This is a genomic window from Sulfitobacter noctilucae (assembly GCF_000622365.1).
Taxonomy (GTDB): domain Bacteria; phylum Pseudomonadota; class Alphaproteobacteria; order Rhodobacterales; family Rhodobacteraceae; genus Sulfitobacter; species Sulfitobacter noctilucae.
This window is the reverse complement of record NZ_JASC01000014.1, coordinates 1,188,701-1,200,249: the sequence shown is the minus strand read 5'-3', so window position 1 is coordinate 1,200,249 and position 11,549 is coordinate 1,188,701. Positions and strand designations below refer to the sequence as shown.

Here is an 11,549-nt window from a genome sequence, read left to right as displayed (position 1 = left end):
CTGCCTTTTGCGTTTGCAGCCCTAGCCGCCCTTGCGCACAAGATAGACCTGGGCATCGCCTTCATCCAACGTCTCGACCAGCGCGTGACCGGCCTCGGTACAAAAATGCGGCACATCGACTATTGCCGCCGGATCATCGGCCCGCAGGCGCATGCAATCACCGGTGTCGATCCCGGCCAACCGTTTACGCAGTTTCAGCACGGGCAGGGGGCACAGAAGCCCCGTGGCATCTAGATCGTGAATGGTCATAGGCGGCAAATAAGGCAGTTGTTACACCGCGTCCACAGGCTTGTGACTATTGGGCGCGTGACGCGGGACGCGAAGCGGATTAGGTATGCCGCATGTTTGGAATTGAACTCATCGACGCTGGCCTGATGCCTGCTATGTTGATCGCTCTGGTAGCAGGCGTTATCAGCTTTTTATCGCCCTGCGTGTTGCCCATCGTGCCACCCTATTTGGCCTATATGAGCGGTGTCACCCTGAATGATATGTCCTCCGTCGCTTCGGCGCGTCGCAAGGCAGTGATCGCAGCGCTGTTCTTTGTAATGGGGCTCAGCACGGTCTTCCTGATCCTCGGTTTCACTGCCTCCGCGTTCGGCGCGTTTTTCTTGCAAAATCAAGTGCTTTTCGCCCGTGTCTCAGGCGTTGTGATTGTTATTTTCGGCCTGCATTTTCTCGGCGTCTTCCGCATTCCCTTCCTTGACCAGGAAGCTCGGTTGGACGCGGGCGACAAGGGCGGGTCCAGCTTTGGGGCTTACGTCCTTGGCCTTGCCTTCGCTTTCGGGTGGACGCCCTGTATCGGGCCGCAGTTGGGGGCCATCCTGTCGATTGCCGCGTCAGAGGCATCGGTCGCGAAGGGGACGTTGCTGCTCGGCATTTACGCCGCCGGTCTGGGCATCCCGTTCCTGCTGGTCGCGATGTTCATCACCCGCGCCATGGGGGTGATGAACCGGATCAAGCCGCATATGAAGACGATCGAACGGGTCATGGGTGGCCTGCTGGTGCTTGTCGGCATTATGATGATCACCGGGGCATTCACTTCGCTGGCCTTCTGGCTGCTCGATACCTTCCCGGTGCTTTCCACCCTTGGCTGACGCCATAGTCTTGCCCGAAATCCTTGCTATACCTTCGCAAAATGCCGACAAGAGGGCAGCATGGGCAGTTCAGGATCAACGCAGGTGGCGAAACGCCGGGTATTTTATATCCCCGGCTATGACCCTATTCACCCGCGCCGCTACCGCGAGCTATATCGCAAGGAAGGTGCCGCGCAGGCCGAGATTTCGGGATATGAGATCGGTCTGAAACCCGCGCCAAAGGGGGCGAACTATGGCTGGTCCGTGGATGCGCACATGAATGGCGCGGAGGTACACGCGGAAGTCGAGGTGCTGGTCTGGTCGGATATTGTACGCGACAGCATGAGCACATCGATCCCCGCGACCTACCTGCAATTGGTGCGGACGGCCTGGGTCTATATCGCATCAGGGGCGTTGTGGCGGTTGATGAAGCTGCGCAAGGGGCCGGTGATCGCGGCGCTTTATCCGGTGGGAATGCTGCTCCTGCAACTCGGGATCGCCATCGGCCTTGGCATTGCGGTGTTTCGCATCTTGTTGACCGTTCTGGTTGTCTTGCTGGACCTGTCTTTGCCCTACGTGTTTTTGATGGCGATTTGTGCAGGTGGTGGCCTTGCAGCGGGCATCACACTGTTGCGCTGGTTCAAGAAAAAAGACGGCATGTTCTTTGCTTATTACCTCATGCATGACTATTCCTATTCCGCCTCCTCGCGCGGGGCCAATCCGCCCGAACTGGAGACGCGCATCGCGGTTTTCACTGATACAATCGCAGCGGCATTGCAAAGCGATGTGGATGAAGTGCTGGTCGTCGGTCATTCTTCGGGCGCACATCTGGGCGTGTCGATCATGGCCGATCTGATCCGTCAGGGCAGGGTGCCCGAGACCGGACCCGCGCTGTCCTTTCTCACCCTTGGGCAAGTCGTGCCGATGGTATCCTTCTTGTCAGAGGCCCATCGCCTCCGCGCCGATCTGCAATATCTCAGCACCCGCGACGCGCTGACCTGGGTGGATGTGACGGCCCCCGGAGACGGCTGCGCCTTTGCGCTGTGCGATCCGGTGTCGGTATCGGGCGTGGCCCCGGCGGGTAAGAAGTGGCCGCTGGTGTTCTCTGCGGCCTTCACCCAAACCCTGTCACCCGCGCGCTGGAAAGAACTGCGTTGGCGGTTCTTCCGCCTCCATTTTCAGTACCTCTGTGCTTTCGACCGGCCCAAGGATTATGATTATTTCCAGATCACCGCGGGGCCGCTGGCCCTGGGGGAGCGTTATGCCGGGCGTACCCCCAGCAGGTCGCGCATTGACCATGCGGTCAGCAAATACACCTCTGTCGCCGCATGACCCTGCCGCCCAAACCGGCCAGCCGCCCGAATAAGGTCTCGCTTTGGCGGTATGCCAAGCTGTTCCGGCAGGATATCCTCTCGGCCCAGCCCGCGCGCCTGTACCGGGCGTGGATGGCGGAATTCAAAACGCCGTTCTTCCGTAGCTTTATGATCAACCAGCCCAATCTGGTGAAAACGGTGCTGAAGGACCGACCCGACGATTTTCCAAAGTCCGGCCGCATCGGCGAGGGGCTGCGTCCGCTTTTGGGCAATTCGGTCTTTCTGACCAATGGAGAGACGTGGAAACGCCAGCGGCGTATCATTGATCCCGCATTCGAAGGGGGGCGCTTGCGCGATACGTTCCCCGCCATGTGGGACGCGGCCGAAGCAGCAGTGGCGCGACTGGACACGCAAGCAGGGAAGATGATCGAAATTGAGGCCGAGACCAGTCACGCCGCTGCCGATGTGATCTTTCGCACGTTGTTCTCTATCCCCATCGAGCACCATCTGGCCCGGGCGGTCTTTGACGAGTTTCGGGTCTATCAACGCTCTCAGCCTTTGCTGAACCTCGCGGCATTTCTACCGCTGCCGCGCTGGATACCACGATTTTTCCGCAAGGGTACCAAAGCGAGTGCTGCAAAAATTCGGGCGCTGATTACGGAACTGACCCGCGCACGGATGCAGTCGGTTGCACGTGGCGATGCGCCGGATGACCTGGCGACCAAGATCATCACGACACGCGATCCGGTGACGGGCAATGGTTTTGATGAGGCCGAGATGGTCGATCAGGTGGCGATCTTCTTTCTGGCGGGCCATGAAACCAGCGCGTCTGCCCTGGCCTGGGCGCTTTATTTGATGGCGACCCACCCTGAGTGGCAAGAGCGTCTGGCAGGGGAGGCGCAAGCATTGGACACCTGCGATTTTGCGGTGATGTCCAAGCTGCGCCTGAGCCGTGATGTGTTCCGCGAGACACTGCGCCTCTACCCACCCGTGCCGATGATGGTCCGCGAGGCAGCCTGTCCCGAACGGTTTCGCGACCGTGAGGTAAGGGCGGGGTCGCAAATTGTGATCAGCCCCTGGCATCTGCACCGGCAGGAACGGCTGTGGGACAACCCCGATGGCTTTGACCCGACCCGGTGGCAGACGGAAAACGGCCAGAAATGCCAACGCGAGGCATTTATTCCGTTCTCCGCTGGCACGCGTGTCTGTACAGGTGCGGGTTTTGCGATGATCGAAGGGCCTCTGATCCTCTCACGGATCCTGCGCGATTTCCGCGTGACCGCCGACCCTGCGCAGATGCCGGTACCAGTGGCGCATCTGACCGTGCGGTCCGCGCAGGGCATCTGGCTGCGGTTAGAACGACGGTAGGTTCTACCATCTTGGGCGGGCTTCATTTAGAAACAGACAAACGGAATCATTCAACGCGAGGAAAACCAATGAACGCAGCACAAAAGGCGCAGATGCAAAGTGGCAAAGGCTTTATCGCGGCATTGGATCAATCCGGCGGATCGACCCCCAAAGCGCTGAGCCTCTATGGTGTTGAGCCGTCGGATTATGACGGTGAAGAAGCCATGTTTCAGGCCATGCATGACATGCGGGCGCGGATCATTCTGGCCGATGCTTTTACCTCTGACAAGGTGATCGGCGCGATCCTGTTTGAGCGGACGATGGATGGTCAGATCAATGGCAAGCTCGTAGCAGATGTGCTGTGGGAAGACCGGGGCGTGGTGCCTTTTCTCAAAATTGACAAAGGGTTGGAAGACGAAGCTCAGGGTGTGCAACTGCTGAAACCGATGCCGGATCTGGATGCGCTGCTGGCACGTGCCGCCAAGGCGGGCATATTCGGTACCAAGGAACGTTCGGTCATTCACAGTGCTGATGCGGACGGGATTGATGCTGTTGTGGCCCAGCAGATCGAGGTCGCCAAGACTGTTTGCGCCGCAGGTCTGGTGCCGATTATCGAACCCGAAGTGAACATCCACTCGGACAGCAAAGCAGCGGCCGAAGACCTGCTCGCGGCTTCTTTGCAGCGTCATCTGGACGGGTTGAATGCAGACCAACTTGTGATGCTGAAGGTGACCTTGCCTGAGCAGGTGGGGCTTTATGACACGGTGTCGGATCACCCGAATGTGCTGCGCGTTGTGGCTTTGTCGGGCGGATATTCGGTCGACGAAGCATCGGCGCGTTTGGCCCGTAATCACAAGATGATCGCCAGCTTTTCGCGTGCGCTGACTGAAGGGTTGAACGTGTCTATGTCGGATGCGGAATTCAACGCAGCGCTTGGGGCGAACATTGGCAAAATTTATGACGCATCGGTAGCTTAAAAAGATCGGGAACTTTCAAAGTTTCCGACCGTTTCCTTTGAAAGAAAACGATTATTAGAAGCGTTGGAGCGGTTCTTGATTGCAAAAGATCACGATCTGGCTGGCGTTCTCTACCGCGTGAAAGCCTCGGCGTTTCAACTCATGCTTGAATTAGTCCAGGCCTACATATCTTTCGATATCACGCTTCTTGCGCCGAATGACGCCGCCTGATGCGGCAGCTCGTGAACTGAACAGATCAATAAGCCACTCATGTGTCGTAAGAGGTGATGCAAGATGGGTCATCCCCAAAGACTACTCAGTCTTTGGTAAACGATCTTTTAACGTGCGCAGCACAAAAAGCCGGATGGCCGAGGCAAGCCCCATCTCCATCCCGCGCTCTGCGTCAATTTCAGCCACCAAGGCATTGATCGGCATGTCTTTTGCCGCTGCAATTGCGCGAAACTCGGCCCAGAATTCATCTTCAAGCGACACCGACGTGCGGTGCCCTTTAAGTGTGACGGAATGCTTGACCGGTCGCGCGTTCATGTCTCGCGTTTGTGCGCTTCCAGATTGCGGGCGATCTTTTCCGCACGGGCTTTGCGCGAGGCGCGGTTGCGCTCTTTTTTGACCTGGTTCAGGTTGATTGGGGCGCTCATGGCGTCATCCTATTTCGGGCCGATCATATCTTCGGGCCGCACCACGCGGTCGAAGGTTTCGGCATCCACAAATCCAAGCGCAATCGCTTCTTCTTTCAGCGTTGTGCCGTTCTTATGCGCGGTCTTGGCAACTTTGGTGGCGTTGTCATAGCCGATCGTTGGCGCAAGTGCTGTCACCAGCATCAGGCTTTCCTTCATCAGCTTGTCGATCCGTTCTACATTGGCTTGTGTGCCAACGACCATATTGTCGGTGAAACTGCCCGCTGCATCGCCCAAAAGCTGCATGGATTGCAGGACGTTGTAGCTCATCATGGGGTTGTAGACGTTCAACTCGAAGTGGCCCTGCGATCCGGCAAAGCCAACAGCGGCGTCATTGCCCATTACATGCGCGCAGACCATCGTCAACGCTTCTGCCTGCGTAGGGTTCACCTTGCCCGGCATGATCGATGATCCCGGCTCGTTTTCGGGCAGGATCAATTCGCCCAAACCCGAGCGGGGGCCGGAGCCGAGCAGGCGCATATCGTTGGCAATTTTGAACATCGAGGCGGCCACGGTTTTCAACGCGCCCGAGAACATGACCATCGCGTCATGGGCTGCCAGTGCTTCGAATTTGTTCGGTGCGGTGACAAAAGGCAGGTCGGTGATCGCTGCAATTTCGGCAGCGACTTTTTCGGCAAACCCTTTGCGGGTGTTCAGGCCTGTGCCGACCGCGGTGCCGCCCTGGGCCAATTCGTAGATGTCGGGCAGGCAGGACTCAACGCGTGCGATGCCTTTTGCCATCTGATGCGCATAGCCGCCAAATTCCTGACCGAGTGTCAGCGGAGTCGCATCCTGCGTATGGGTGCGGCCAATCTTGATGATATCCTTGAATTCTTCGGATTTTGCAGCAAGCGCTGCCTGCAATTTGCGCAGTCCGGGCAGCAGCGTGTCGCGGGCCATCATGCCGATGGCTACATGCATCGCTGTGGGGAAGGTATCGTTTGAAGATTGCCCCATGTTGCAGTGATCGTTGGGGTGGACGGGCGATTTGGATGCCATCTCGCCCCCCATGATCTCGATTGCGCGGTTGGAGATCACTTCGTTCGCGTTCATGTTCGACTGGGTGCCGGACCCGGTCTGCCAGACGACCAGCGGGAAGTTGTCGTCAAATTTGCCGTCGATCACTTCCTGCGCGGCCTGGCTGATCGCGGGGGCCAGTTCGGCATCCAGATCGCCAAAGCCAAGGTTTACTTCGGCGCAGGCTTTCTTGACCACCCCCAGCGCACGTATGATCGCGACCGGCTGGCGTTCCCATCCGATGGGAAAATTCATGATCGAGCGCTGTGTCTGGGCTCCCCAATACTTGTCTGCTGGTACTTCGAGGGGACCAAAGCTGTCGGTTTCTGTGCGTGTCTTGGCCATGATCCGGCTCCTCATGTGGTCTTGAATGGTGGGGGCGGTTTAGCCGCGCAAGGCCTGCGGCGCAATCACGGGACGCAAATTAAGCGGTCTATTTGCGAAAAGAATCGAGCGAAACGATTTGCGCGTCCTGCGGTTTGTCTTCGGTTTCAGCCGCGTCCAGATCAGGCTCTGGCGGGCTTGCCTTGGCCACTGGCACCACGGCGGATGTGGTGCTGGCACCATCATCGCTTTCTTGCTGTTCGAACCGCAGGCCAAATTCTACCGAAGGATCCACAAAGGTGCGGATCGCATCATAGGGGATATACAGCGGCTCGGGCGCATCGCCGAAATTCAACGTGATGGAAAAACCGTCTTCGGTCACGTCAAGCCCGTCGTACCAATGCTGCATCACCACCGTCATTTCGCCTGGATAGCGGTCGGACAGCCAATCGGCCAGCTCCGCATCGGGGTGCGAGGTATCAAACGTAATAAAGAAGTGGTGGTTGCCCGGCAGTCCGCGGTCCGCCACGTCCAGCAAAACCTTTCGGATCAGACCCCGCATGGCGTCATGCATCAGGTTGCCATAGTCGATCTCGCGGCCCATTAGGTCCCCCGGGTTTTCCGTTGCATCCTGTTACAATAGCCGATTCCAAAGGGAGCGAAAGGGGGGAAAGGCGATTGCGTCCGGTTGATCCGCCCCTAGTAGAAACCGATCTGTGCCACCGTGATGTCGGCATGAAACTCTCGACCGATTGCCAATACCCCGATGCGGCGCAGACGTGCCGGATCGAAAAGGACATCGGTGCGGTGTGGTGTGACGCTGGCAAATGGAATGCGCAGGGTTTGCCATTCCGGAGTGGCTTGAAAATCGGTTCTGAACGACTGCCAGGGCCGCTCCAGTTGATCGGTCCGCAGGCGCAGATCGTAAGGTTCATCGTTGCCACGGACAGTGATTTCAATTCCGGTAAAGGCTGAGGCATCCAGTGCCGCACCGTCTGGCCGCAGATCAAATGCCATCTGCACAAACCCGCCATCATTGTCGAGTGAAACATCACCCGTCAGACGCGTGGCAATCATCCCGTCCATCGCTATCGGTTCAATCTGGCCGGTCGAGACGCCACCCATCACGGTATCGGCGACATATTCCCAAACAGGGGACAGGTTCATGTGGTTCTCCTGAGCGGGGGCTGCTGATGTAGACAACAGGCAGACCAACGGAATTAACGCATATTTCATTAATCCGAAGGTAGCGCGTAAGCTTTGGATGCCAAGTCACTGAAAAGAGGGGAAGGTGCAGGTTTCTGTTGCCAGGTACCTGCGAACCCCGCCTAGGGCTGCAAAGCTCTAGGACTTAAGTTTTCAATAGTTCCGGTCGCTTACGCGGCCATCGCCATTGGAGCACGATTGTCATTTGCAATTGTACAAGTTTCGCCGATAACGGTGGCAGACAGCCGAAACAAAGCTAACCCCTTTAGGCGTTCGTCGATCCTATTTCGACCCCATGATCCCCAAATGAAGGATGTTTGGTGGAGTCGCCGGGTACCGCCCCCGGGTCCGATCCGTTTATTACGAGCGCGTTTATGTTCATAGTCCCGAAAGACAGATCTTAGATAGCGGGGGCCGGTGCTGATTTCAAGGGGCTACAGGTTAATCGAGAGAGCAATCACAGCGACCACGATCTCGCTGGCAAAGAAAATCCATTTCAGACGGGTCTGACCATCCAGCACCAGTGACGTGACTCGTCCTAGCGCACCGCCGCCCCAGATAAACCCGATCATCGCAAAGGCCGCGGGTGTCCAGAGGATCAGAGCGCCTACACCCGCCAACACAAAAAGCGCGCCTGAGGCCGCGCGCACTTCGGAGATGCCCATCGTGGATCCGGTGTCTTTGGTATCGAGTTTTTCCATCGTGTAACGGGGGGCGAGCCAACCGATCAGTCCGAAACCGATCGTAAGCAAGGCGAGAATGATGTTGAGAATGTCAGGAAGGGCCATGGGACTGCTTTCGTTTTAGAATTCCGGCGTCAACGCGCCAGCCTGCAAAAGGTTGCGTGTTAAGCCAATGCGGTAGGTTTTGACGGGATCTGTGCCTAACGGTCTTTACCTTCTGGTTTTGCATGTTTGCTGAGCCCTACATCGTCCGAGGCGCACTCTTAAGCGAGCCTGCACCGTGTGGAAGGTGGATGGCTCCAGTCCTGCATTCAGGACGCGGATATCTCGGTCCGCTGGGACGAATACATGCGCTTCATGCTTTTGGGGCCAGCTGCGCGATCCTTTGGGACTTCATTCATGAGGGTTCGCGGGCAGGGTGATGAACCTGACTTCAATAAGCCTCGTCACCCTCTTTTATGGTGGTAGAAAAACGTCAGCAAGTCAGGCAGGATGTCATAAACCAATGGGCTGCAGGCTCTTCCTTGGCGCTTGTTCGGTTGCTTGCTGGCTTTGGAATATCTCACCTAAGGGAGGATAAACGATGTTGAAAAAAGCCATGGGTTTAGAAGGTCGGGTCTGGGACACTGGCGGTGGGCCGGCTCATATCTCTTCGCAAGGCTTGAGAGGTGCTGCTGCATGATAGACTGCGGCTATGTTGTGATGATGTCCCGCTACAATGCTTGGCAAAACAGGCAGTTGATGGACATAACGAAAGCGATGGATGAAGCGGCCTTGCGGGCTGATCATGGCGCTTTCTTCGGTTCTATCATGAACACACTGAACCACATCCTCTGGGCCGATACCTTATGGATGAGCCGCTTTTGCGATGATGTTGCACCACCCGGCGTGCCGGGCAGCGAGAGTGTCAGTTTCACGGAAACGTGGGGCAGTTGGCAGGCCGAGCGGTTTCGCATGGACGGCCGCATCCGCATCTGGGCCGAAACGCTCAGCAACCTTGATCTTTTGGGCAATGAAAGCTGGTTTTCGGGCATCATGGATGCCGAGATCACGCAGCCCAAGGCACAGTGTGTTGCGCATATGTTCAATCATCAAACCCATCACCGGGGTCAGATCCATGCGATGCTGACCGCCACGGGACAGGGTGCTCCCACGACCGATCTGTGTTTCTTGCCGGATACGGCGTGATCTTCGCCCCGCACACGGTTTTAAACGATGCGTTGTTCCGCGTGGCCAAAGAGGGCGCGGCGCAACAGGTTCGCGCGATCACAATTGGCAGTGGCAGGTACGCGGGATGCGGTGGTGCAACGGAAATTTTGAGCGTAGGTTCGGGGTCAATCGTCCCGCATTTCGGAGGCTCTGCCTCCGGACCTCCGCGGGATATAAGGCCAAAAAGAGAAAGGGCTGCGGCCCAGAATAGATATGGAGACGATAATGTTTAACGCGCTGGTTGTGAACAAGAACGATGACGGCAAAACTTCGGCTGCGGTCGAGCAGCTTGGGCTGGACGATTTGCCAAATGGTGACGTGACCGTAGCGGTCGAATATTCGACGGTGAACTATAAGGACGGGCTGTGCATCGGGCCCGGCGGCGGGTTGGTGCGCAACTATCCGCACGTGCCGGGCATCGACTTTGCTGGCACGGTCGAGGCGTCAGACGACCCGCGCTACAAAGCGGGTGACAAGGTTGTGCTGACCGGTTGGCGCGTTGGCGAAGCGCATTGGGGCGGTTATTCCCAGAAGGCCCGCGTGAAGGCCGATTGGCTGGTGCCGCTGCCCGCTGGGTTGGACACACGGCAGGCAATGGCGGTGGGGACCGCCGGCTTCACCGCGATGCTCGCCGTCATGGCGCTTGAAGATCACGGGATCAAGGAGGGTCCGGTGCTGGTCACCGGTGCTGCGGGGGGTGTCGGCTCTGTCGCGACTGCGATCCTTGCCAATCTGGGCCACAAGGTCGCTGGCGTCACTGGGCGGCCCGAGACGGCGGAGTATCTTGAGGCGCTGGGCGCCAGCCAGATCGTGTCCCGTGAAGAGATCAACGAGACCGTGAAGCGCCCTCTTGAAGGCGAAACATGGGGTGGCTGTGTGGACGCTGTGGGTAGCGCGATGCTGGCGCGGGTGTTGGGACAGATGCAATATGGTGCAAGCGTTGCGGCGGTCGGTCTGGCCGGTGGCGCGGGTCTGCCAGCGACGGTTATTCCGTTTCTGTTGCGCGGTGTGAACCTGTTGGGGATCGACAGTGTGATGCAGCCTTATGACAACCGGTTGCGCGCCTGGGAGCGGATTGCAAAGGATCTGCCGATGGACAAGCTGGAGGCCATGGTGCGCCCTGCGACCCTGTCCGATCTGCCTGCATTGGGGGCCGACATCCTGAACGGTCAGGTGCAAGGCCGCATTGTCGTTGATGTAAACGCATGAAGGTGAAGCCCTGTCCCGTGCCGGTGGATGCATTGCTGCACGCCTATGTGACGCGCGACGGGGCCTATACCGATTGCTTTGAAATCACCCATGTGGCGGAGGTGGATTTACCTGCCTTTGTCACTGCGTTTTACACCACATGGCTGTTCCGTCTGGAACGGGCGGTGCTTAGCGTCGTTTTGCGCAAGCGTATCCGTGACAGCGATGTGCGGGCGCTGGCGCAGGGGCGCAGCGATGCTTTTGCGGCATGGACCGTGGAAGCGCGCGGCGATGGGGAAATCCTGCTCTGCGACATTGCAGGAGCGACGCGGTCTTGTCTTGCGGTTGAACCGCAGGAAGACGGTACGACGCGGCTGTTGTTTGGCTCGGCGGTGGTGGGGCGTGGCAGCGGCGAGGTGCCTTGGCTGATCCGTTTGACAACGCCTTTGCATCAACTCTATGCCAGAGCCTTGTTGCGACTGGCGGCAGGCAAGCTTGAGGTCGCGCCCGCAAGCGCCTAAAACACCAATCAACAAGG

The 11,549-nt window shown here is 58.0% G+C and carries 13 protein-coding genes and 1 other RNA gene; 7 read left to right on the top strand and 7 right to left on the bottom strand.

Annotated elements, in window-relative coordinates; genetic code table 11:
* Positions 1-21 precede the first annotated feature (21 nt).
* Positions 22-249, bottom strand: coding sequence for a sulfurtransferase TusA family protein (locus tag Z945_RS0115960; protein ID WP_025053102.1), 228 nt, complete (start codon positions 247-249; stop codon positions 22-24).
* A gap of 92 nt (positions 250-341) precedes the next feature.
* Here Z945_RS0115960 and Z945_RS0115955 point away from each other — a divergent pair, with 92 nt between their 5' ends.
* The 4 genes from Z945_RS0115955 to Z945_RS0115940 all read left to right on the top strand — a co-directional run bounded on the left by Z945_RS0115955 (position 342) and on the right by Z945_RS0115940 (position 4,710).
* A complete protein-coding gene (locus tag Z945_RS0115955) occupies positions 342-1,094 on the top strand; it encodes a cytochrome c biogenesis CcdA family protein (protein ID WP_025053101.1) in 753 nt (250 codons plus the stop codon).
* Positions 1,095-1,154: 60 nt separating this feature from the next.
* The gene (locus Z945_RS0115950) at positions 1,155-2,405 is read left to right on the top strand and encodes a hypothetical protein (protein ID WP_025053100.1); all 1,251 of its coding nucleotides are present in this window, start codon (positions 1,155-1,157) and stop codon (positions 2,403-2,405) included.
* Complete coding sequence (locus Z945_RS0115945) at positions 2,402-3,754, top strand: cytochrome P450 (RefSeq protein WP_025053099.1); 1,353 nt, start codon at positions 2,402-2,404, stop codon at positions 3,752-3,754. Before Z945_RS0115950 ends, Z945_RS0115945 begins: the two co-directional genes overlap by 4 nt.
* A 68-nt stretch (positions 3,755-3,822) precedes the next feature.
* Positions 3,823-4,710, top strand: a complete 888-nt coding sequence (locus tag Z945_RS0115940) for a fructose bisphosphate aldolase (RefSeq protein ID WP_025053098.1) — start codon at positions 3,823-3,825, stop codon at positions 4,708-4,710.
* 291 nt (positions 4,711-5,001) lie between these two features.
* On the opposite strand, the gene Z945_RS0115930 is transcribed toward Z945_RS0115940, so the two are convergent.
* The 6 genes from Z945_RS0115930 to Z945_RS0115905 all read right to left on the bottom strand — a co-directional run bounded on the left by Z945_RS0115930 (position 5,002) and on the right by Z945_RS0115905 (position 8,719).
* A complete protein-coding gene (locus tag Z945_RS0115930; protein ID WP_025053097.1) occupies positions 5,002-5,235 on the bottom strand; it encodes a ribbon-helix-helix domain-containing protein in 234 nt (77 codons plus the stop codon).
* A gap of 119 nt (positions 5,236-5,354) precedes the next feature.
* Positions 5,355-6,746, bottom strand: a complete 1,392-nt coding sequence (fumC, locus tag Z945_RS0115920) for a class II fumarate hydratase (protein ID WP_025053096.1) — start codon at positions 6,744-6,746, stop codon at positions 5,355-5,357.
* An 88-nt stretch (positions 6,747-6,834) separates the two neighbouring features.
* Positions 6,835-7,329, bottom strand: coding sequence for an SspB family protein (locus Z945_RS0115915; protein WP_025053095.1), 495 nt, complete (start codon positions 7,327-7,329; stop codon positions 6,835-6,837).
* A 95-nt stretch (positions 7,330-7,424) separates the two neighbouring features.
* A complete protein-coding gene (locus Z945_RS0115910) occupies positions 7,425-7,892 on the bottom strand; it encodes a CIA30 family protein (protein WP_025053094.1) in 468 nt (155 codons plus the stop codon).
* 123 nt (positions 7,893-8,015) lie between these two features.
* Positions 8,016-8,365: a transfer-messenger RNA gene (gene ssrA, locus Z945_RS20370) on the bottom strand.
* Positions 8,366-8,719: a DUF4345 family protein gene (locus Z945_RS0115905; protein ID WP_025053093.1), complete on the bottom strand. Its 354-nt coding sequence runs from the start codon at positions 8,717-8,719 to the stop codon at positions 8,366-8,368.
* A gap of 573 nt (positions 8,720-9,292) precedes the next feature.
* On the opposite strand from Z945_RS0115905, the gene Z945_RS0115900 reads away from it, so the two are divergent.
* The 3 genes from Z945_RS0115900 (at position 9,293) to Z945_RS0115890 (ending at position 11,532) form a co-directional block, all read left to right on the top strand.
* The gene (locus tag Z945_RS0115900; RefSeq protein WP_025053092.1) at positions 9,293-9,802 is read left to right on the top strand and encodes a DinB family protein; all 510 of its coding nucleotides are present in this window, start codon (positions 9,293-9,295) and stop codon (positions 9,800-9,802) included.
* Positions 9,803-10,048: 246 nt separating this feature from the next.
* The gene (gene acuI / locus Z945_RS0115895; protein ID WP_025053091.1) at positions 10,049-11,032 is read left to right on the top strand and encodes an acryloyl-CoA reductase; all 984 of its coding nucleotides are present in this window, start codon (positions 10,049-10,051) and stop codon (positions 11,030-11,032) included.
* On the top strand, positions 11,029-11,532 hold the full coding sequence (locus Z945_RS0115890; protein ID WP_025053090.1) for a hypothetical protein: 504 nt from the start codon (positions 11,029-11,031) through the stop codon (positions 11,530-11,532). Before acuI ends, Z945_RS0115890 begins: the two co-directional genes overlap by 4 nt.
* Positions 11,533-11,549: the final 17 nt, after the last annotated feature.

Excerpts from the sequence above, each read along its gene's own strand:
- Z945_RS0115930 (WP_025053097.1), bottom strand. The coding sequence starts at position 5,235 with ATGAACGCGCGACCGGTCAAGCATTCCGTCACACTTAAAGGGCACCGC.
- Z945_RS0115945 (WP_025053099.1), top strand. The coding sequence starts at position 2,402 with ATGACCCTGCCGCCCAAACCGGCCAGCCGCCCGAATAAGGTCTCGCTT.
- Z945_RS0115910 (WP_025053094.1), bottom strand. The coding sequence starts at position 7,892 with ATGAACCTGTCCCCTGTTTGGGAATATGTCGCCGATACCGTGATGGGT.
- Z945_RS0115900 (WP_025053092.1), top strand. The coding sequence starts at position 9,293 with ATGATAGACTGCGGCTATGTTGTGATGATGTCCCGCTACAATGCTTGG.
- Z945_RS0115890 (WP_025053090.1), top strand. The coding sequence starts at position 11,029 with ATGAAGGTGAAGCCCTGTCCCGTGCCGGTGGATGCATTGCTGCACGCC.
- Z945_RS0115940 (WP_025053098.1), top strand. The coding sequence starts at position 3,823 with ATGAACGCAGCACAAAAGGCGCAGATGCAAAGTGGCAAAGGCTTTATC.
- Z945_RS0115960 (WP_025053102.1), bottom strand. The coding sequence starts at position 249 with ATGACCATTCACGATCTAGATGCCACGGGGCTTCTGTGCCCCCTGCCC.
- fumC (WP_025053096.1), bottom strand. The coding sequence starts at position 6,746 with ATGGCCAAGACACGCACAGAAACCGACAGCTTTGGTCCCCTCGAAGTA.
- Z945_RS0115955 (WP_025053101.1), top strand. The coding sequence starts at position 342 with ATGTTTGGAATTGAACTCATCGACGCTGGCCTGATGCCTGCTATGTTG.
- Z945_RS0115915 (WP_025053095.1), bottom strand. The coding sequence starts at position 7,329 with ATGGGCCGCGAGATCGACTATGGCAACCTGATGCATGACGCCATGCGG.
- acuI (WP_025053091.1), top strand. The coding sequence starts at position 10,049 with ATGTTTAACGCGCTGGTTGTGAACAAGAACGATGACGGCAAAACTTCG.
- Z945_RS0115905 (WP_025053093.1), bottom strand. The coding sequence starts at position 8,719 with ATGGCCCTTCCTGACATTCTCAACATCATTCTCGCCTTGCTTACGATC.
- Z945_RS0115950 (WP_025053100.1), top strand. The coding sequence starts at position 1,155 with ATGGGCAGTTCAGGATCAACGCAGGTGGCGAAACGCCGGGTATTTTAT.